Below are 20,405 nucleotides of genomic sequence, written 5' to 3'. Positions count from 1 at the left end.
CCGGTCGTTGCGGACGGTTCACCCGAACCGATGGAAGGCTCGTCTTGTCTCACACCTCACACGCTCTCGTGGTCGGCGCGACCGGCATCGCCGGCGGCGCCCTGCTCGACCGTCTCTCCGGCGACGGCTGGGAGGTGACGGCGCTCTCGCGGCGGCCCGGCGCGGAGCGGCCCGGGGTCACGTGGCGGTCTGCCGACCTGCGGTCGCCGGGTTCGTTGGCATCCGCCCTCGACGGCGTCCCCCTCACCCACGTGTTCTTCACGGCGTGGTCGCGACAGGACACCGAGGCGGAGAACATCGCCGTCAACGGCGGAATGGTCCGCGACCTGCTCGCCGCTCTCGCCGACGCCCCGGTGCGCCACGTCGCGCTCATGACGGGACTCAAGCACTACCTCGGTCCCTTCGAGGCCTACGGCCAGGGCGCCATGCCCGACACCCCCTTCCACGAGGACGAGCCCCGACTCGACGTCGACAACTTCTACTACGCGCAGGAGGACGAGCTGTTCGCCGCGGCGGAGCGGCAGGGCTTCACCTGGTCGGTGCACCGCTCCCACACCGTGCTCGGCCACGCGGTCGGCAACGCGATGAACATGGGCCTCACGATCGCCGTGGCGGCCGCCATCAGCCGGCACCTCGACAGGCCCCTGGTCTTCCCGGGGAGTGAGACGCAGTGGAACGGTCTGACGGACGTGACGGATGCCGACCTGCTCGCCGCCCAGATGGTGTGGGCATCGACCCACCCCGAGGGTGCCGACGAGGCGTTCAACACCGCCAATGGCGACGTCTTCCGGTGGCGGTGGATGTGGCCGCGGATCGCGGCCGACCTGGGCGTGGCGGCCGAGGGCTTCGACACCGAGCCGCGACCCTTCGAGCAGCAGATGGCGGAGGCCGCGCCCGTCTGGGCCGAGATCGTCGCGCAGCACGGTCTCGTCGAGCCCGACATCACCCGGGTGGCCTCGTGGTGGCACACCGACGCCGACCTCGGACGCGACATCGAGGTGATGACCGATATGTCGAAGAGCCGCCTCGCCGGCTTCACCGAGCACCACCGCACGCGCGACTCCTTCAGCCGGCTGTTCGAGCGCTACCGCGCGGCACGCCTCATCCCCTGAGCCTCGTCGCGGTCGTCGGCCGGGGCGGCGTCCTCGACACCGTTCCAGCCGACGTCGCGCACACGTCGCCCACCGCGCCTCGATGCCCTCGCACACAGCGAAGCCGGCGATGACGGCGGCGTGACAGGACCCGCCCCCCCACCGCGGGGAGGCACCACGCTCGCCCGCCGCGCTCTGTCGGGGCTGCGCGCATGATTCGATGGTCCGGGGTCTGTTCACGGCCCGTAACCGCGCCACCCGGCCCGTGCATCGGAGAACAATGTCGCAACCTGAGGATGCCGTGGACCGCTCCTCGGCGGAACCGCTCTTCGTCGTGCAGAGGTATCCGTCGCAGCACCTGGTCGCCCGGTGGATCGGCATCCTGTTCATGGTCGGGGCCGTGGTGCTCGCCGCGTCGGAGATCATCGAGCAGGATCGTCTGGCGTACATCGGCGTCACCGTGTGGCTGACCACACTGGGCGGTCTCGGCGCGATCATCTTCTTCTTCGCCCTGTCGTTGGGCAGAGCGCGCGTCCTCGTGTTCGACGACCACCTCGTCGTCCGTTCGGGGCGACGCCGCGCACGGGTCGTGCCGGCGTCCGACATCGCCGAGCTCGCGGCGCTCACGTCGGGACGGCTGCGGGGGAGGGACGCGCGCGGGCGCACGCTCTTCGAGGTGATGAGCGTGTACCGGGGCTTCTCCGCGTTCACCACCTGGTTGCAGGCGAAGACGCCCCGTCAGTGGGCCGCGATGTCGGAGAGCTCAGGCCGCTGAGCCCTGTCGTCCGCGACAGGCCTCGGACCCCGGAAGATCACCCTCCCCGTCACAGGCGCTGCCCCAGCGCCCACAGCCGGTCGGCGCGCCCCGAGATGGCCTCCGACAGCGCGAAGGCCTGTGCATCGGTGAGGGATGCCACGTAGTCGACGATCCCACGCGATCGGGCGAGGCGCTCGGCATCCGCCGGCCGGTGCTCCGCGGGCAGGGCGGAGTACTGCTCGCGTGCCAGGGCGATGAGCTCGCGCAGGCGCCGCGGCGTGCGCGCGCGGTCGAGGTCGTCGTCGAGCCACTCGCCGAGGGCGCGCACGGAGCGGGCGAGGATGCGACTCATTCCGCGCTGCTGGATCGCCAGATCGGGGCGGCTGAGCACGAAGCGCTTGTGCACGAACTTCAACACCTCGACGTGATGCCAGGCCCACGGCGACAGCACGACGGGTCCCGCGCGGGGCGTGTCGAGGGGGCGCAGGCGCGCCGACTCCTGGAACCGGCGGATCCAGCGGTCGGTGAAGGCGGCGAGCCGCCGCTCCGCCGTCAGGGAGCCGTCGAACGGGCGGGCGAGCAGGTCGGTGACCATCTCGGCATCCACGTCGCTGACGGCGGCGAGGAAGGCCTCGTCGTCGGCGATCCACGGGTCGTCGCGGCGCATCTTGCGACGCAGGCGCTCCAGGCCCGCGCCCGGCGCGAGCTCGGCGCGCACCTCGTCGTCGTCACGGGCGCGCCACTCCAGCACGTCGTCGAGCCAGCCGCGGAACTCCGCCGCGATCGGGGCATGATCCAGGATGCCGGCGCGATAGAAGTCGTCGACGTCGTGCACCGAGTAGGCGATGTCGTCGGCGAGGTCCATCACGGCCCCCTCGATGCTCTGCCGGAGGGGCTCGGCATCCACTCCCTGTCGGGCCTCGTCGAGATCGGCGAGGTCGAGGTCGTACGCGGAGTACTTGTGCACGCGATACGCGCCGTCGGGGGAGCGACGGATACCGCGGGGAGGACCGATGCGCTCGACGTCGTCGGCCGCGACCGACGGTGCCCAGGGGTACTTCGCCGAGGCCGCGCGCACGGCGGCGGTGAGGTTGAGTCCGCGCGGGGCGTTCTCGACCACGTCGAGCGAGACGAGGATGCGATAGGTCTGCGCGTTGCCCTCGAACCCGTCGGGGAGGTCGAGCTCCTCGCGCGCGAGGCGGTTGAGGGTCGACTCCCCGAGGTGGCCGAAGGGCGGGTGACCGAGGTCGTGCGCGTAGGCCGCCGCCTCGACGACGGTGGCGTTGCAGACGTCGCCCTCGCCGGCCCGGCGCGAGATCGTGTTGAGCTGCAGAGCGACGACGCGCGCGATGGCGCTCACCTTGAGGGTGTGGGTGAGGCGGTTGTGCACCGGGGCGCCCGAGATCGACGGCGACACCACCTGGGTCACCGCCGACAGGCGCGAGAAATACGGCGAGAACTGGATGCGCTCGAGGTCGATGGACCAGGGGTCGGCGCGGGCGTCGTCGTGGTCGGCGAACACCCGGGATGCCGCGTTGCCGACGACGGCATCCTGATCGGCGGTCCCGTGCCCCAGGCGCGCGGTGACTGCCGGGGGAGTGATCTGGTCGGGGAGCACGGTGGTCCTCTCGGGGCGTCGACGACGTGTGTCCACGCTAACGCGCGGTGTCTGCTCCTTCGTTCCCGTTGACGGCACGGGTTCGGCGCGGGCGCGACGATCGAGGCGATCCGGCCCGACGCGGCACGACCGAGGATGGAGTCACGCAGTCCCGGGTTATACGCCTCCCTGCTGACCGACGCAATCGTCTGGGCCGCCCGCCACGGGGAAGCTGCCCGGGTTAGCGTTGCACGTGTGACGCTGAACCATATCCGACGCGGGACGGGCAGTCCTCTGCTGCTGGTGCACGGCCTGGGCGCGGGCTGGCGATCCTGGGCTCCGATCCTCGACGACCTGGCCCGGCACCGCGAGGTCATCGCCGTCGACCTGCCGGGGTTCGGTGAGACGCCGCCACTGTCCGGTGACGTCTCCATCGCCACGCTGACCGATTCCGTCGCGGACTTCATCCGCGAGCACGGACTGAACGGAGTCTCCACCGTCGGCCAGTCGATGGGTGGACGAATCGTGCTCGAGCTCGCGCGGAGAGGAGTCGGCGGGGACACCGTGGCTCTGGACCCCGGCGGCTTCTGGAGTCCCCGCGAGCGTGCGGTCTTCGCCGCCACGCTGCGGCCGTCGATCGTGCTGGTCCGCGCATTGCGCGGCGCTCTGCCGGCCTTGCTCGGTACCCCCGTGGGGAGGACTCTGCTGCTGGCGCAGTTGTCGGCGCGACCCTGGGCCCTCTCGCGCGAAACCGTGCTGCCGGACGTGCGCGGACTGGCCGATTCCCCGTCGGTCGGAGCCGCGATGGACGCCCTCACCAAGGGTCCCCTGCAACAGGGCGCCCCCGCGGGGACGGCACCCGGCCGGGTCACGATCGGGTGGGGCCGGCGCGATCTGGTGACGGTGCCGAAACAGGCTGATCGCGCCGCGCGACTGTTCCCGGACGCCTCGCTCCATTGGTTCGAACGGTGCGGCCATTTCCCCCAGTGGGATGCTCCTCGCGAAGCGACACGACTCATCCTCGACCGCACCAGCTGACCCAGCGGATCACGCGACCGTCTCGGGCAGCCGGCTTTCCCTCGCGGCGCGAGACGGGGCCATCCGCCTCGCGCCGCGACCGCGCCTCACCCCCGCTGCACCTCGACCTCGACGAACCGTGCGTCATCGGCGCCCAGCTCGTACGTCGGCCCGGTGATACGCAGCGCCACGGCCTCATCGACGTCCGCACACGACGACCCCAGCCGCAGCTCGACCTCGCCCGCCTCGACCACCCGCCGCAGCGCACGATCGCTGTAGGCCAGACGCGACGCGGGCACGGTGAAGCGCACCTCGGCGCTCTCGCCCGGTTCGAGCTCGACCCGCGCGTAGGCGACGAGTTGGGCGAGAGGCCGCGTGACGCTCGCCGCCGACCGGTGGGCGTAGACCTGGACCACGTCGGCACCGCGCACCGCCCCGGTGTTCGTCACTCGCGCGGCGACGCAGAAGGTGTCGCCCGCGCGCACCTCGGCGGTCGCGGATGCCCTCGCCCCGTCGACCGCGAGACCCTCGCGGCGGAACGACGTGTACGACAACCCGAACCCGAACGGCCGCACGGGCGTGGGATCCGTGCTGGTCACCCCCGACGGCCCGCCGAGCAGCGGGTGCAGGTAGGAGTACGGCTGCGACCCGGCGGAGCGGGGGAGCGAGACGGGCAGACGGCCCGAGGGGGTGGCATCCCCCGTCAGGAGTGCGGCCAGCGCGGGAGCGCCCTCTTCGCCGGGGAAGAACGCCTGCAGCACCGCCGCCGGAGCCCCGGCCCCATCGAGCGCCCAGTCGAGCGCGTACGGTCGGCCGGTGAGCAGCACGAGCACCACGGGGGTGCCGGTGGCCACGACCGCCTCGACGAGCTGCCGCTGCACGCCGGGCAGCTCGAGGGAGTCGGCGTCGTTGCCCTCGCCGACGGTCCCGCGTCCGAACAGGCCCGCGCGGTCGCCCACGACGACGATCGCGACGTCGGCATCCCGGGCGGCGGCGACGGCCGCGGCGAAGCCGGCGGTGTCGGAGCCCTCGACGGCACAGCCGGGAGCGTACGCGACCTCGCCGAAGCGCTCGGTGAGGGCGTCGCGCACCGTCGGCAGGGAGAATCCGAGCGGCACCCCCGGGTGGTGCGCGAGCACGTGGTTCGCGAAGGAGTAGCAGCCCATCAGCGCGTCGGTGCTGTCGGCGTTCGGACCGATCAGCGCCACCCGACCCGGTGCGCGCAGCGGCAGCACCCCGTCGTTGCGCAGCAGCACGACCGACTCCTCCGCGAGGCGGCGGGCGAGCGCACGGTGCTCGGCGTCGTCGAGGTCGATGCGCTGCGGGGGCGCGGAGAAGTCGGCATCCAGAAGCCCGAGGTCCTCCTTCTCGGCGAGCACGCGGGCGACGGCGCGATCGACGACCGCCTCGGGGAGGGCTCCGGATGCCACCCGCTCGGCGAGGTACGGATAGGCGTCGGGCCCCGGCAGCTCCACGTCGATCCCGGCCTCGAGCGCGAGCTGGGCCGCCTCAGCGCGATCGGCGGCGATGCCGTGCATCGAGCGCAGGAACTCCACGGCGAAGTAGTCCGACACGACCGTGCCGTCGAAGCCCCACCGGCGGCGGAGGAGGTCGGTGAGCAGCTCGCGCGACGAGGCCACGGGGACACCGTCGATCTCGGTGTACGAGTTCATGACGCTGCGCACCCCTCCGTCGCGCACGGCCATCTCGAACGGCGGGAGGAACACGTCCTGCAGCTCGCGCTGTCCGACCGAGACGGGGGCGTGGTTGCGCCCGGCGCGCGAGGCGGAGTACCCGACGAAGTGCTTGAGCGTCGCGTGCACGCCGGCGTCCTGGAGCCCGCGGACGAAGGCCGTGCCGATCGTGCCGACCACGTAGGGGTCTTCCGCGATGCACTCGTCGACGCGTCCCCACCGGGCGTCGCGAACGACGTCGAGCACGGGGGCGAGGCCCTGGTGCACGCCGAGCTCGCGCATCGAGCGGCCGATGGCGGATGCCATGAGCTCCACGGCATCCGGATCGAACGAGGCGCCCCAGGCGAGCGGGGTCGGGAAGGTCGCGGCCTTCCACGCCGCGAATCCGGTGAGGCACTCCTCGTGCACGAGGGCGGGGATGCCCAACCGCGTCTCGGTCTGCAGGCGCCGCTGCTCGCCCCACAGCCACGCCGCCCGCTCGATCGGATCGACCGGGCGCGTGCCGTAGACGCGTGTCAGGTGCCCGAGGCCGTGCACGGTGGCATCCGTGTAGGCCGTGGTGGTGACCTTCTCACCGGAGAGGGGGGCGACGACCTCGTCGCCCTGGTCGACCCAGTAGCCGACGAGTTGCGCGAGCTTCTCATCGAGGGTCATGTCGGCGACGAGGTCCCGCACGCGCGCGGACACCCCGGATTCGAGGGCAGCGCCGACGTCGGTCGTGTGGATGGTCATGATCGGGTCAGCCCTTCACGGCGCCGGTGAGGCCGCCGACGATGCGCCGCTCGAACACGCTGAAGAACAGCAGAGCGGGGATCATCGACAGCGAGGTGAACGCGAGCACGCGGGCGGTGTCGACGGAGTACTGCGACGCGAACGCCTGCGTTCCGAGCGGCAGCGTGTACGCGGCTTCGTTGTTGAGGATGAACAGCGGCAGCATGTACGAGTTCCAACTGTTGACGAAGGCCAGGATGCCGACGGTCACCACCGCGGGGACGGCGAGGGGGAGCACCATGCGCCAGAAGAACCCGAGCCGGCCCAGGCCGTCGATCGAGGCCGCCTCCTGCAGCTCGTGAGGGATGGCGGCGAGGAACGGCGACAGGATGATGATCGTCAGAGGCAGCGCGAAGGCGATCTGCGGCACGATGACGCCCGCGAGGGAGTTCATCAGACCCAGGTTGCGCACGAGGATGTACAGCGGCGTGATCGCGACGGTCATCGGGAACATCAGCCCCGCGGTGAACAGCGCGAACACGATGCCCCGACCGCGGAAGCGATAGCGCGCGAGGGCGTAGGCGGCCATGAGACCCAGGGCGACGACGAAGAGCGTGGTGGCGATCGCGGTGATCGCGGAGTTGCCCACCTGTCCCCAGAAGACGCCGCTGGCGAGCACGTCGAGGTAGTTCTGTCCGTTCCAGGCGGTCGGGAATCCGGCCGGATCGACGGTGATCTCGGCGTTCGAGCGGAAGCCGCCGAGGATGATGTACACGACCGGCGCGAGCATCATGCCGATGAGCAGCAGGGCGACGAAGGCCACGACGATGTTCGTGGAGCGCTTCGAGCCCGCGGCGACCCGACGCGGAGCCTTCGGAGTGACGAGCGTGGCGGTGGCGGTCATTTCGAACCTCCGGTGAGGGCGCCGGCGGTGTCGCGCCGCAGCACGAACCGCTGGTAGACGAGGGCGACGGCCAGCGAGATGAGGAACATCACCACGGCCACGGCGCTGCCGTAGCCGAAGCTGCCGGCATTGCGGCCGTTCGCGACCATGTAGGTGGCCATGGTCGAGGTGCCCGCGGTCGAGGCGACGTACTGGCCCCAGATGATCCAGACGAGGTCGAACAGCTGCAGCGAGCCGATGATCGACAGGAAGGCCCAGATGCGGATGGTCGGGCCCATGAGCGGCAGCACGATGTGCCGCTGGATCTGCCAGTAGGTCGCGCCGTCGATCGCGGCGGCCTCGCTGAGCTCCTCGGGGATGCCCTGGAGGCCGGCGAGGAAGAGGATCACGGCGAAGCCGATGTACTTCCACGTGATGATGATCAGCAGCGTCCAGATCGCCAGCGCCGGGTCGGAGATCCAGTCGGCGCGGAGCGCGCCCAGTCCGACCTTCTCGAGCGCACCGTTCAGGGCGCCGCCCGACTGCAGCATGAGTCCCCAGCCGAGGCCGACGACGACTTCCGAGATGACGTAGGGCACGAAGATCAGCACGCGGATGAGCGACTGCGCGCGCATCTTGCGGTTCAGCAGAAGGGCGAGTCCGAGTGCGAGCGGGCCCTGCAGCACGAGGGAGCCGACCACGATGAGGGCGTTGTGCCCGAGCGCCTCGTGGAAGGCGGGGTCGGTGAGGATCGTGACGTAGTTCCGGATGCCGACGAAGTCGGTGGGAGCGCCGAAGCCCGACCACTTGTAGAAGCCGTAGTAGGCGGCCAGGGCGACGGGGAGGATGACGAACGACACGAACACCACGAGGGCGGGGCCGAGGAGGATCGCGAGTTCGCCGCGGATACGCCAGGCTTCGCGGCGCCGGCGCACGGGCGGCCGCCCGGCCGAGGGGGCGCGACGGGCGCCCTCCTCGACCGGGCGGCGAGACCCGGTGTCGGCCGCCGAGGCGGCGAGCTGAGTGGCCATGATCGGTGTCCTCAGCGCGAGGCGGCCGCGTTGACCGCGTCGACGATGCCCTGCGGCGAGCCCTTGCCGGCGAACATGTCGACCACGGCGACGTTGAGCGCGTTGCCGACGTTCTGGCCGTACAGCGTGTCGAGCCAGACCGAGACGTAGGGCGCGTCGGTGTACGCCTGCAGCGCGGACTGCAGGGCGGGGGTGGTGACGGCATCCGTCGCCTCGCTCGAGGCGGGGATCGTCTGGAAGGCGTCGGCGTAGCGCTCCTGGTTCTCCTTGTCGACGGCGAAGTTCAGGAAGTCGGTGCACTGCGCGGGGGCGTTGACCCAGCACGCGTACCCGTCGACGCCGCCCATGATGGCGCCTTCCTCCCCGTCACCGCCGGGGACCTCGGGGAAGGGGAACCAGCCCAGGTCGGCGAGCGGCTGCTCGTCGGGCGTGAGCGAGGCGATCACTCCGGGGTTCCAGGCCCCCATGAGCTCCATCGCGGCCTGGTGATTGGCGAGCAGGCCCGCCGACGAACCCGCACCCTGCTGGGCGGCGGTGGTGAGGAAGCCGTCGTTGAAGGGCTGCGTGGCGAGGAACGACTGCAGGTTCTCGCCGGCCTCGATCCAGCACGGGTCGTCGAAGCTGCGGCTCTGCGCAGCGGCGTCGAGCACGTCCTTCGCGCACGCGCGCAGGGCGAAGTTGTAGTACCAGTGGGCGGCCGGCCAGGCGTCTTTGGCGCCGACCGCGATGGGGGCGACGCCGGTGGCGCGGATCTTGGTGTTCGCCGCCTCGAGCTCGTCGATCGTGGCGGGCGCCGCGGTCACGCCGGCGGCGCTGAGCAGATCCTGCGAGGTGAAGATGCCGGAGGGGAGCACGGCCACGGGCATGCCGTAGTTCTTGCCGTCCACCTCGAACGCGCCGAGGGAGGTGCCCAGCGCGGCCTTCGCCTCGGGAGTGATCTTGTCGGTGAGGTCCATCGCCTGCCCGGCGGCGACGATGTCGGCGAGCTTGCCGCCACCGCGGGCCATGAAGATGTCGGGGGCGTCGCCGGCGTTCAGCGCGGTCTGCAGCTTGCCGTCGACCTCTTCGTTCTGCAGGGCCTGGATCTCGATCGTGACGCCGGGGTTGGCGGCTTCGAACGCGGCCGCGGTGTCTTCCCAGTACTTCTTGCCGTCACCGGTGGTGGAGTTGTGCCACATCGTCAGGGTGACGCTGCCGTCGGCGTTCTGTCCGCCGGACCCGCCGGCGGCGCAGCCGCCGAGGGCGAGGGTGCCGGCGACGGCGAGGGCCGCTCCGGCGATGATCTTGCGCGTGTTCATGTGATGTCCCGTTTCTCTTCGTCGAGGTGCGTCCGAAGACGCGTCGGTTCCGGCTGCTGTGCCGTTCGTTCACCACCCCGGGGTCTGCGGCCCGCTGAGGTGTCAGCAGTGTCACCCGTCGCCGGAGGGTCGTCAAACGTTTTCGAAAATGATTTCCACGCTAGGGTCGGATGCCATGAGGCGAGCGACCATCCACGACGTCGCCGCGGCGGCCGGGGTGTCGGTGGCCACGGTGTCGAAGGCCGTGAACGGCCGCTACGGCGTCTCGCCCGAGACCGTCGGGCGCGTGCTCGAGGCCGTGAAAGTCCTCGGGTACGAGTCGAGCCTCGTGGCGAGCAGCATGCGATCGCGCCGGACGGGCGTGATCGGCGTGCTCGTCGCCGACATCGAGCCGTTCTCCGCCGAGATCCTCAAGGGCGTCGGGGGAGCGCTGTCCGACACGGGGTACGACCTGCTCGCGTACACGGGTGCCCGTCGCGACGGCGAGGGGTGGGAGCGCCGTTCGCTCAGCCGGTTGAGCGGAACGCTGATCGACGCCGCGATCATCGTCACCCCGACGGTGGTCAACGTCTCGAGCGAGGTGCCGATCGTCGCGATCGACCCGCACACCGGCCGCGGAGACGTCCCCACCGTCGAATCCGACAGCTACACCGGCGCGCAGCAGGCCGTCCACTACCTCGTGCAACTCGGGCACCGCCGCATCGGTTTCATCGCGGGGCGTCCCGACCTGCGCTCGGCGGTGGCACGCGCGTCGGGCTATCGTGCCGGCCTCGCGGCCGCCGGCATCCCGTTCGACCCCGCGCTGGTGGGGGTCGGTCGTTACGAGCAGGACGTCGCGCGCGAAGCCGCCCACGAGATGCTGGCGCTCGCCGACCCGCCCACGGCGGTGTTCGCCGCGAACGACCTGTCGGCGCTGTCCATCGTCGAGGTCGCGGCCGAGCGCGGCCTGCACGTGCCCGACGACCTGTCGGTGGTCGGTTTCGACGACGTTCCCGAGGCGGCGCGCGCCCAACCTGCTCTCACGACCGTGCGTCAGCCGATGAAGCGGCTCGGCGCCGAGGCCGTGCGCATGGTCCTGGCGCTGCTCGCCGGCGATGACCTGCCCGAGACGCACATCGAGCTGCCCACGCGGCTCGTCGCGCGCGGAACGACCGCGCCCCCGCGCACCCGCTGAGCCGCGCTCCCCGCACCCCTCGTCGAGTGTCCACGACACGCCGCATCCCGCGCGATGGCGCGGCGAGTCCGGGACACTCGACGGGGAGACGCCCGGCGCCACACCGCGCCCCGCGCGCCGCACCACCCCGCGGCTCCGGTACCGTCGAAGAATGCCTACCGCGAGCAGCAAGGACGACGAGGTCGACCTCCTCATCGACGCGTGGTCGCAGTTGCTTCCCGAGGTCGACCTGACGCCCCTCGACGTGATGTCGCGGCTGCGCCGCGCCGCCTTCCACCTGTCGAAGCTGCGCGCGAAGGCGTTCGCGAGCGCCGGGATCGCCGTGTGGGAGTTCGATGTGCTCGCGGTGCTCCGCCGCGCCGGCACCGAACTGAGCGCCACGCGCCTGATCACCGCCACCATGATCGGCAGCGCGGCCATGACCAACCGCCTCGACAAGCTCGCCGACCGCGGTCTCGTGCACCGCCGCCCGAACCCGTCCGACGGGCGGGCGATCCTCGTGGCGATCACCCCCGAGGGGATCGAACGGGTGGATGCCGCGATGACCGAGCTCGTGCGCCTCGAGGCCGAGGCGCTGCGCGACGTCAGTCGCGCCGATCAGGCCCTGCTCGCGAGCGCGCTGCGCGTGCTCGCCGCCGGCGAGACGCACGAGGCGTGATCGACCTCGTCGACACCCTCGCCCGCCGCCCCGTCGTCCTCGACGGGGGTCTCGGCACCCTCCTCGAGGCGCGGGGCAACGACGTGACGTCGGCGCTGTGGTCGGCGCGGGTGCTGCGCGACGACCCCGCCGAGGTGCGCGCGGCGCACGCGGCTTTCATCGACGCGGGCGCCGAGGTCGTCATCACCGCGTCGTACCAGCTCGGTTTCGCCGGCGAGATCCCGGATGACGACGTCGAGGCGCTCCTGCGCCGTTCGGTGTCGCTCGCCAGAGACGCGGGCGAGGCCGTGGTCGCGGCATCCGTCGGGCCGGTGGGCGCGCTCCGCGCCGACGGCAGCGAGTACACGGGCGCGTACGGTCTGACGCTGGCCGAGCTGCGCCGCGCGCACCGCCGCCGTCTGCACGTGCTCTCCGACGCCGGCGCCGATGTGCTGGCCGTGGAGACGATCCCGTCTCCCCTCGAGGTGGAGGCCCTGGCCCTCGAACTCGCCGACCTCGACGTCCCCGCGTTCGTCAGTCTCTCGGCCGACAGCACCGGGTTCTCGGCAACCGGGTCGCTCACATCGGCGCTGCGGACCGCGGCATCCGTCCGCTCCGTCGTCGCGGTCGGCGTCAACTGCTGCGCTCCCGACAGCGTGCCCGGCGCGCTCGCCGGGGCGCCCGACATCCCGCTCGTCGTCTACCCCAACACGGGGGAGACCTGGGATGCCGCCACCCGCACGTGGCACGGTGGGACGGCCCCGCTCGCCGATGACGCGCCGTCGTGGGTCGCCGCCGGTGCTCGCCTGGTCGGCGGGTGCTGCCGCTCGACGCCGGCCGACATCGCCGCGATCGCCGCGGCGGTCCGCGGCTGACAGCTCACGATCCGCGGGGTGCGTCGGCGCTCTCCGTCAGCAGCGAGAGCTGCGCGGCGCGCCAGCCGTAACCGTCGCGCAGGCGCGAGCGCACGGCCGGGAGCGCCGACGGTCGCCGTACTTCGACGCCGCGGTACACGTCGACCGCCGACGGGTCGACCTCGCGCGCGGCCATGCGGAGCTCGGTGAGCAGGGCCAGCAGCCCGTCGATGCCGAGGTCGGTGCGGGCCCGCGACCAGTCGTCGAACGCCACTCGCGTCCAGGCGGAGGAGCGATCCGGCCCGCCGAGGGTGGGAGAGCGGCGCACGAGGACCACCGCGAGGCCGGTCAGCAGCACCGACGCCGTCGCGGCGACCCCCGTGGCCTCGACGGAGAACAGCATGCGGTCCAGAGGAGTGCCCGCGAGAGGGCTGAGCGACACGGCCACCCGCAGCAGCGAGTACGCGGCGAAGCCTCCCGTCGTCGCCGCCAGCACGATCGCCGAGCGCCGGGGGATGGTGCGCGCCCGCGCGCTGAGCACGGCGCACAGCCCGCACGCCGCGGCGACCGCGAGGATGCGCACCGTGAGCGCCGCCGACGCCTCGAGCGCGGTCGTGGTGATCCCCACGGTGAGCGCGAGGACGACCGCGAACGCTACGAGCGCCCGCACGCGCCGCGACCGGGGCGGGCTCACGGCGATGCAGAGCATCGCGGGGGCGAGGACCATCGCGGTGGAGGCCATCGTCAGGGCGACGGGGCCGCCGCCCTGGAACGCCAGCACGTACATCGCCGTCGAGCCCACGGCCAGCACGCCCGCCATCGAGGTGACCCGGAGGAAGAAGTGCACGGGCACGCGGCTGCCGAGCTGCGGCAGGATCACGCCGATCATGCTCGCACCCAGCGCGACGCACATCACCGCGAGTCCGATCGACAGCACCATGGAGGCCTCCACGGCCATCATGCTCGCTCCGGTGCCCGCCCCGACGTGCGGTGCCCGGGCTTGACGCGGGAGCCCGCGGCTCAGTCGAAGTCCGCGGCGAGGGCGTTGCGGTGGTACTCGAAGATGATGCTCGTGCGGGTGGATGCCACGCTGTGCCGCGCCGACAGGTGATCGACGACGAAGCGACGCACCGCCGAGGAATCGTCCACGGCGATGTGCACGAGGAAGTCGTCGGCGCCGCCCAGGAAGAACAGCTGGATGACGTCGGGGTGGCGGCGGACCTCGTGCGCGAACGCCCGGATGCTCTCCTGTCGTTGGCCGGGTCGCAGCGTCACCCCGACGATCGCCTGGAGCCCGCGTCCGAGCCTGCTCTGGTCGACGGCCGCGTGGAAGCCGGTGATGAGGCCGCGATCGACCAAGGCGCGCAGTCGCGCGTGGGCGGTGGATGCCGCGACCCCCAGCGTCTCGGCGAGGGCGGCGTTCGTCATCCGGGCGTCGGCGGAGAGCAGCTCGATGATGCGGGCGTCGAGCGGGTGGAGATCGTCGTCGGCCATCGCAGATCCTTCGCGTGAGGACTCCCGGTGAGCCCGTCCGCGCCGATGATACGCGTGTTCAGGCGAACTGCACCGAATGATCTGCGGGGAAACACCACGGAAATACATCTTTCTGCGATTCTTCCGGCAACGCTCATCCGCTCGAGGAGGAACCCATGCGCGTCGCCGTGCCGACCGAGATCAAGAACAACGAGAACCGCGTCGCGATGACGCCGGCGGGGGTCGACGCCCTCGTGCACCGCGGACACGAGGTGCTCGTGCAGGCCGGAGCGGGGGAGGGCAGCGGGTTCTCCGACGAGCAGTACACCGTAGCCGGGGCGGAGATCGTCGCGACGGCCGACGAGACGTGGGCGCGCGCCGAACTGCTGGTCAAGGTGAAGGAGCCCATCGCTCCCGAGTACGGCTTCCTCCGTCCCGATCTCACCCTCTTCACCTACCTGCACCTCGCGGCCGACCGCCCCCTCACCGACGCCCTGATGGCGGCGGGCACCACGGCCGTGGCCTACGAGACCGTGCAGACCGCCGACCGCGCCCTGCCGCTGCTCGCGCCGATGAGCGAGGTCGCGGGTCGTCTGTCGATCATCGAGGGCGCGCACCACCTCCTTCGCGCCTCGGGCGGGCGGGGGCTCCTTCCCGGCGGCGTCCCCGGCACCCCGCGCGCGAAGGTCGTCGTCATCGGCGGTGGCGTCGCGGGCGAGCACGCCGCCGCCAACGCCCTCGGTCTCGGCGCGCGCGTCACGGTCGTCGACATCTCCCTGCCGAAGCTCCGTCAGCTCGAGGAGCGCTTCGGCGGAGCGATCGAGACCCGCTCATCGACGCGCCTCGAGATCGCGGAGCAGCTCGCCGACGCCGACCTCGTGATCGGCTCGGTGCTCATCCCGGGAGCGGCCGCGCCCAAGCTCGTGACCGACGACATGGTGGCGGCGATGAAGCCCGGTTCGGTGCTGGTCGACATCGCGATCGACCAGGGCGGTTGCTTCGAGGGGTCGCGCCCCACCACCCACGACGAGCCCACGTTCCGCGTGCACGACGCGCTGTACTACTGCGTCGCCAACATGCCCGGCGCCGTCCCGCACACCTCCACGCGCGCGTTGTCCAACGCCACCCTGCCCTATGTCACGCGCATCGCCGACGCCGGCTGGGAGGCCGCGGCATCCGCCGATCCCGCCCTCGCCAAGGGCCTGAACGTGCGCGCGGGCGTCGTGGTGAACGAGGGCGTCCGCGCCGCCTTCGACCTCTGAGCCTCGCGGCGCCTCCGACCCTGATCGAGTGTCCACGACACCCGGACGGATCTCGAAACCGTCCGGGTGTTTCGGACACCCGGCACCCGGCCTTATGCGCGCACGGAGATGGCGGACGCCCGGCAGCTCAGCCGCGCACCCACGCGTACGTGATCTCGGGACGACCCTGGCCGCCGTAGCGCGGCTCGCGACGGACGCGGCCGACGTCGGCGAGGTGCTCGAGGTAGCGCCGCGCGGTGACCCGCGACATGCCCTCGCTCTCGCCGACCTCGGTCGAGGAGACGGCGCCCGCCGTGGTGCGCACGCGCTCGGCGACGGCCTGCAGCGTGGCGTCGCTGAGGCCCTTCGGCAGGGCGGGGGAGGTGACCGTGCGCAGTGAGCCGAGCAGGGCGTCGACCTCGGACTGCGTGGCGTCGCCCGCCGCACGGTCGAGTCCCTCGACGTAGGCGCGATACCCCTCGAGCCGCTCCCGGAAGGCGCCGAAGGTGAAGGGCTTGATGAGGTACTGAACGACGCCGATCGACACGGCCGCGCGCACGGTCTCCGCATCGCGCACCGCGGTGACGGCGATGATGTCGGCGCGCGAGCCCATCGCGCGTGCCCGCCGCGCGACGTCGAGGCCGGCGCCGTCGGGCATCGTCATGTCCAGCAGCACGAGGTCGATGCGGCGGTCCGGCTCGCTCAGCGCCGTGAGCGCCGCGCGGGCGCCGGCGGCCTGCCCGACCACCTCGAAGCCGGGCACGCGCGCGACGTAGGCGCTGTGCAGCTCGAGCGCGAGGGCGTCGTCGTCCACGACGAGCACGCGGATCACGCGGTCACCGCCTCGGCGACCGCCGGGAGGAAGACGCGGACCGTCGTGGGGTCCGCCCTCACCTGCAGCGTCCCGCCCCGGGCGGCCACGATGTCGCGCACCAGGGCGAGGCCGACGCCCCGACCACCGGGCGCGTGGGCGGTCTTCGTCGAGGAGCCGAACGCGAACGGATCCTCCAGCGTCGGGTCGAACCCCGCGCCTCCATCGGACACCTCGATCACGACGTCGTCGCCGTTCTCGCGCAGCGTGGCGCGCACCCAGCGGGGTTCAGCCCCGGCGGCGGCGGCATCGAGGGCGTTGTCGACGAGATTGCCGACGACCGTGACGGCCTCCTCCGGGGCGAGCGGCAGCGAGGGGGTGGGCTCGGCGACGTCGAGGTCGAGCCGCACGCCGCGCTCGGCCGCCTCGTCGAGCTTGCCCAGCAGCAGCGCCGCCACGATCGCCCCCTCGTCGTGCGACACGAGACGATCCGCCAGCTCCTGGCGTTCCCCGGTGGATGCCACGATCAGGCGCCGCGCATCATCGACGCGGCCCAGTTCGAGCAGCGCGAGCAGTGCGTGCAGGCGGTTGCCGTGCTCGTGCGTCTGCGACCGCAGGGTGTCGCTGAGGGTGCGCACGCCCTCGAGCTCCCCGAGGAGCGCCTGCAGCTCGGACCGATCGCGCAGCGTCATGACCTGTCCGCGGGCGGGAGCGCGGCGGCCGGTGAGGTCGCGCGCCTCCTCCTGGTTGACCAGCAGCACGCGGTCGCCGTTCACGACGGTCTCCTCGACCATGCGGCGTCCCGTCGCGATGGCCTCGGCCAGAGCGGCATCCATCTCGGCATCCCGCGGGTCGAGAGAGACCTGCCCGGCCGTCGCCGGGGGAAGACCCAGCAGGTCGGCGGCCTCGTCGTTGTAGAGCACGATGCGCCCGGAGCGGTCGGTGACGACGAGGCCCTCGCGCAGCGAGTGCAGCACGGTCTCGTAGCTCTCGACCAGGCGCGACAGTTCCCCCGGCGTGTACGACCCCGTCACGCGGCGCGCGCTGCGGCGCACGTACAGCGCCCCCAGCACGCCGAGTCCGACGATGGCGGCGGATGCCAGCACGATGAGCGGAGCGCGGGCGGCGATGTCCTGCTGAACGGCGCCGAGGGTGACCCCCACCGAGACGAGGGCGACGATCGCGCCCTCCTCGTCGCCGTTGTCGCGGATCGGCGCGATGGTGCGCACCGACGGGCCGAGCGTGCCCTCGTACACCTCCGTGAACGTCCGACCGGCGAGGGCCTCGTCGCGCGAGCCGATGTACGGCAGGCCGATCTCCGCACGGTTGCGGTGCGTGAGGCGGATGCCGTCGGGCGTCATGATCGTGACGAACGACACGTCGGTCTCGGCGAGGATCTGCTCGACCATCGGCTGCAGACGCTCGGAGTCGCCGGCGGCGGCGAGGGATGCCACGTCGGGCTCGTGCGCGATCGTCTCGGCGACCGAGCGCGTGACCTTCTCGGCCTCGCGCTGACCGGAGTCGCTGAGCTGCACCGACAGCAGCGCGGCGAGGACGCCGGCGACGAGGACGACGACGCCGAGCGACACCAGGGCCAGTCGCCCACCCACGCTCAGTCGCATGTCCACCGCCCTTCGTCGCGCCTGCCGTGAACAATACGACCACAAATCGCCGATCGGTTCGCCCTCGCCCACAGTCATGTCATCCACTCCGGCGATCCCGCCGGACAACGAAGACGTTAGGAAAGGGATAGGCGCTGATGGCTCTCTCACTCCGCACCACTCGCGACGGTCGACCGCGTAAGAAGATCGATCGCAACCACTGGCTCTACATCGCCGTCATCGTCGCCGTCGTAGCGGGCGTGATCGTCGGCCTCGTCGCCCCGCAGTTCGCCGTCGGCCTCGAGCCGGTCGGCAAGGGCTTCGTCAACCTCATCAAGATGATGATCGCCCCGGTCATCTTCTGCACGATCGTGGTCGGCATCGGCTCGATCGCGAAGGCCTCGACGGTCGGCAAGATCGGCGGCCTCGCGCTGGGCTATTTCCTCGTGATGTCGACCTTCGCCCTCGGCATCGGCCTGCTCGTCGGCAACATCATCCACCCCGGCGAGGGCCTCAACATCGGCAGCGCGGCGTACGACGCCGTCCCCGAGGCCACCACCACGCAGGACTTCATCCTGGGCATCATCCCGACGACGTTCTTCTCGGCGTTCACCGGCGGCAGCATCCTCCAGGTGCTCTTCATCGCCCTCCTCTGCGGCTTCGCCCTGCAGGGCATGGGCGAGCGCGGGGCCCGCATGGTCGAGGGCATCCGCAACTTCCAGGTGCTCGTGTTCCGCATCCTCGGCATGATCCTGTGGCTGGCTCCCATCGGCGCGTTCGGTGCCATCGCCGCGGTGGTGGGCAAGACCGGCTTCGGCGCCGTCGTCAGCCTCGGCATCCTGATGGGCTCGTTCTACCTCACGTGCTTCCTGTTCATCGCGATCGTCCTCGGCGGACTGCTCTACGCCGTCACGCGGGTCAACATCTTCTCTCTCATGAAGTACCTGGGCCGCGAGTACCTCCTCATCGTCGGCACCTCGTCGTCCGAGGCCGCGCTGCCCCGCCTCATCGCGAAGATGGAGCACCTCGGCGTCTCGAAGCCCGTGGTCGGTATCACCGTCCCGACCGGGTACTCGTTCAACCTCGACGGCACCGCGATCTACCTGACGATGGCCTCGCTGTTCATCGCCACCGCGATGGGCGCGCCGATGTCGATCCCCGAGCAGATCGGTCTGCTGATCTTCATGATCATCGCCTCCAAGGGTGCGGCCGGTGTCACCGGTGCGGGCCTCGCGACCCTCGCGGGCGGCCTGTCGGCCTACCGTCCCGATCTCGTCAACGGCGTCGGCGTCATCGTCGGCATCGACCGCTTCATGTCGGAGGCCCGCGCGGTCACCAACTTCACCGGCAACGCCGTCGCGACCCTCCTCATCGGCGCCTGGACGAAGCAGTACGACGGACAGCGGGTGCGCGAGGTGCTCGCGGGGCAGATCCCCTTCGACGAGACCCTCCTCACCGGCCACGACCACTCGGCGACGCCGGCGGCGGATGCCAAGGAGCAGGCGTCGACCGAGGTCGGCGCCGGCCCCGCGGCCGTCGACACCCAGGCGCTCAACGCCTTCCGCGCACAGGCGGAGGCGGAGGCGGCCGCACGGAGCCGTTCGTGAGTCTTGCGCACACCTCGGCGGGGGCGGCTTCGGCCGCCTCCGCCCCTGCGCGCGTCGAGCTGGCGCGCACGTGGATGCTGCGCTCGCCGCTCGCGGGCGATCTCGAGACCGACGCCGACGTGCTCGTCCTCGATCTGGAGGACGGCCTGCCCGCCGCCCGCAAGGCGGAGGGGCGCGATCGGGCCCGTCGCGCCGCCGCGGAGGCTCCGGTCTGGCTGCGCATTAGCGCCGCCGGGACCCGCGACGGCCAGGCCGACCTGGCGCTCGGTCGCGAGCTCGACGCCCGCCTCGCCGGCGTGGTCCTCGCCATGTGCGCGGGCCCGGCCGATGTCGCGCACGTCGCCGCCTCCCTGCCGGCGGGCACCCCGATCGTCGCGATGGTCGAATCGGCGGCCGCGCTGCTGGAAGCCCCGGCGATCGCCGCGCACCCCGCGACCCGCCGCCTGGCGTTCGGCACCGGCGACTTCCGCCGCGACACCGGCATGTCGGCCGAGCGCATCGCGCTGTCGTGGCCGCGTGCGCAGCTCGTCGTCGCGTCGGCGGCTGCGGGCATCGCGGGCCCTATCGACGGTCCGTGCGGTCCGATCGATCAGGCGCACGACGCGGCACGCCATGCCGCCGCGATGGGTTTCACCGGCACGCTCGCGCTCCAGGATGCCGCGATCCCCGGCGCCCACGCCGGCTTCACACCCGCGCCCGTCGAGGTGGAGGCGGCCCGGTCGCTGCTGTCGACCACTCCCGACGGTCCGGTCGACGGCTCGTACGCACCGACCCTCGCTCGCGCGCGGGCCCTGGTCGCCCGCGCCGAGGCTCTCGCCGCCCTCTGATCAGCGGCGGTCCGTGCCGCCGCCCCCGGTGGCTTCGGCGGGCTCAGCCACCTCTCGCCGCCGGTCCTCGCGCCGTTCCAGGTCCCTGAGCCTGTGGGAGG

18 protein-coding genes are annotated in these 20,405 nt (G+C 71.9%); 9 read left to right on the top strand and 9 right to left on the bottom strand.

From position 1 onward, the window contains the following. The first annotated feature begins 44 nt into the window (after positions 1-44). On the top strand, positions 45-1,112 hold the full coding sequence (locus RWH45_RS12415; protein ID WP_315995192.1) for an SDR family oxidoreductase: 1,068 nt from the start codon (positions 45-47) through the stop codon (positions 1,110-1,112). Positions 1,113-1,371: 259 nt separating this feature from the next. Then, on the top strand, positions 1,372-1,866 hold the full coding sequence (locus RWH45_RS12410; RefSeq protein ID WP_315995191.1) for a hypothetical protein: 495 nt from the start codon (positions 1,372-1,374) through the stop codon (positions 1,864-1,866). A gap of 49 nt (positions 1,867-1,915) precedes the next feature. Here the strand turns inward: RWH45_RS12410 and RWH45_RS12405 are convergent, their stop codons facing one another. After that, a complete protein-coding gene (locus RWH45_RS12405; RefSeq protein ID WP_315995190.1) occupies positions 1,916-3,466 on the bottom strand; it encodes a deoxyguanosinetriphosphate triphosphohydrolase family protein in 1,551 nt (516 codons plus the stop codon). A gap of 234 nt (positions 3,467-3,700) precedes the next feature. Here RWH45_RS12405 and RWH45_RS12400 point away from each other — a divergent pair, with 234 nt between their 5' ends. Continuing rightward, positions 3,701-4,483: an alpha/beta fold hydrolase gene (locus RWH45_RS12400; RefSeq protein ID WP_315995189.1), complete on the top strand. Its 783-nt coding sequence runs from the start codon at positions 3,701-3,703 to the stop codon at positions 4,481-4,483. A gap of 86 nt (positions 4,484-4,569) precedes the next feature. Here the strand turns inward: RWH45_RS12400 and RWH45_RS12395 are convergent, their stop codons facing one another. The 4 genes from RWH45_RS12395 to RWH45_RS12380 are packed head-to-tail and all read right to left on the bottom strand — an operon-like array spanning position 4,570 to position 10,079. Beyond that, complete coding sequence (locus tag RWH45_RS12395; protein WP_315995188.1) at positions 4,570-6,888, bottom strand: beta-xylosidase/alpha-l-arabinosidase; 2,319 nt, start codon at positions 6,886-6,888, stop codon at positions 4,570-4,572. A 7-nt stretch (positions 6,889-6,895) separates the two neighbouring features. Continuing rightward, the gene (locus RWH45_RS12390) at positions 6,896-7,771 is read right to left on the bottom strand and encodes a carbohydrate ABC transporter permease (protein WP_315995187.1); all 876 of its coding nucleotides are present in this window, start codon (positions 7,769-7,771) and stop codon (positions 6,896-6,898) included. Then, on the bottom strand, positions 7,768-8,781 hold the full coding sequence (locus tag RWH45_RS12385; RefSeq protein ID WP_315995186.1) for a carbohydrate ABC transporter permease: 1,014 nt from the start codon (positions 8,779-8,781) through the stop codon (positions 7,768-7,770). Before RWH45_RS12385 ends, RWH45_RS12390 begins: the two co-directional genes overlap by 4 nt. An 11-nt stretch (positions 8,782-8,792) precedes the next feature. Continuing rightward, entirely contained in the window at positions 8,793-10,079 is a 1,287-nt protein-coding gene (locus RWH45_RS12380; RefSeq protein WP_315995185.1) for an extracellular solute-binding protein, read from the bottom strand. Between the two features lie 175 nt (positions 10,080-10,254). On the opposite strand from RWH45_RS12380, the gene RWH45_RS12375 reads away from it, so the two are divergent. The 3 genes from RWH45_RS12375 (at position 10,255) to mmuM (ending at position 12,765) form a co-directional block, all read left to right on the top strand. Beyond that, a complete protein-coding gene (locus tag RWH45_RS12375; protein WP_315995184.1) occupies positions 10,255-11,253 on the top strand; it encodes a LacI family DNA-binding transcriptional regulator in 999 nt (332 codons plus the stop codon). A 151-nt stretch (positions 11,254-11,404) separates the two neighbouring features. Further along, a complete protein-coding gene (locus RWH45_RS12370) occupies positions 11,405-11,911 on the top strand; it encodes a MarR family winged helix-turn-helix transcriptional regulator (RefSeq protein ID WP_315995183.1) in 507 nt (168 codons plus the stop codon). Then, entirely contained in the window at positions 11,908-12,765 is an 858-nt protein-coding gene (gene mmuM / locus RWH45_RS12365) for a homocysteine S-methyltransferase (protein ID WP_315995182.1), read from the top strand. Before RWH45_RS12370 ends, mmuM begins: the two co-directional genes overlap by 4 nt. Positions 12,766-12,769: 4 nt before the next feature. On the opposite strand, the gene RWH45_RS12360 is transcribed toward mmuM, so the two are convergent. Together RWH45_RS12360 and RWH45_RS12355 are read right to left on the bottom strand one after the other, a co-directional pair. Beyond that, positions 12,770-13,696: a hypothetical protein gene (locus RWH45_RS12360; RefSeq protein ID WP_315995181.1), complete on the bottom strand. Its 927-nt coding sequence runs from the start codon at positions 13,694-13,696 to the stop codon at positions 12,770-12,772. A gap of 68 nt (positions 13,697-13,764) precedes the next feature. Next, positions 13,765-14,238 carry an Lrp/AsnC family transcriptional regulator gene (locus RWH45_RS12355; protein ID WP_315995180.1) on the bottom strand — a complete coding sequence of 158 codons (474 nt, stop codon included), beginning with the start codon at positions 14,236-14,238 and terminating at the stop codon, positions 13,765-13,767. Between the two features lie 155 nt (positions 14,239-14,393). On the opposite strand from RWH45_RS12355, the gene ald reads away from it, so the two are divergent. Then, on the top strand, positions 14,394-15,479 hold the full coding sequence (ald, locus tag RWH45_RS12350; protein WP_315995179.1) for an alanine dehydrogenase: 1,086 nt from the start codon (positions 14,394-14,396) through the stop codon (positions 15,477-15,479). A gap of 127 nt (positions 15,480-15,606) precedes the next feature. Here ald and RWH45_RS12345 read toward each other — a convergent pair whose 3' ends face one another. After that, entirely contained in the window at positions 15,607-16,290 is a 684-nt protein-coding gene (locus RWH45_RS12345; RefSeq protein WP_315995178.1) for a response regulator, read from the bottom strand. Next, positions 16,287-17,969, bottom strand: coding sequence for a sensor histidine kinase (locus RWH45_RS12340; RefSeq protein WP_315995277.1), 1,683 nt, complete (start codon positions 17,967-17,969; stop codon positions 16,287-16,289). The genes RWH45_RS12345 and RWH45_RS12340 overlap by 4 nt, the downstream gene beginning before the upstream one ends. 59 nt (positions 17,970-18,028) lie before the next feature. Here RWH45_RS12340 and RWH45_RS12335 point away from each other — a divergent pair, with 59 nt between their 5' ends. Both RWH45_RS12335 and RWH45_RS12330 read left to right on the top strand, forming a co-directional pair. Further along, the gene (locus RWH45_RS12335) at positions 18,029-19,477 is read left to right on the top strand and encodes a cation:dicarboxylate symporter family transporter (protein ID WP_315995177.1); all 1,449 of its coding nucleotides are present in this window, start codon (positions 18,029-18,031) and stop codon (positions 19,475-19,477) included. Beyond that, positions 19,474-20,304 (top strand): aldolase/citrate lyase family protein, encoded by an 831-nt coding sequence (locus RWH45_RS12330; protein WP_315995176.1) that lies wholly within the window; start codon positions 19,474-19,476, stop codon positions 20,302-20,304. The genes RWH45_RS12335 and RWH45_RS12330 overlap by 4 nt, the downstream gene beginning before the upstream one ends. The last annotated feature ends 101 nt before the right edge of the window (positions 20,305-20,405 follow it).

Source organism: Microbacterium galbum (assembly GCF_032464915.1).
Taxonomy (GTDB): Bacteria; Actinomycetota; Actinomycetes; order Actinomycetales; family Microbacteriaceae; genus Microbacterium; species Microbacterium galbum.
This window is presented reverse-complemented; position numbering and strand designations above follow the sequence as displayed.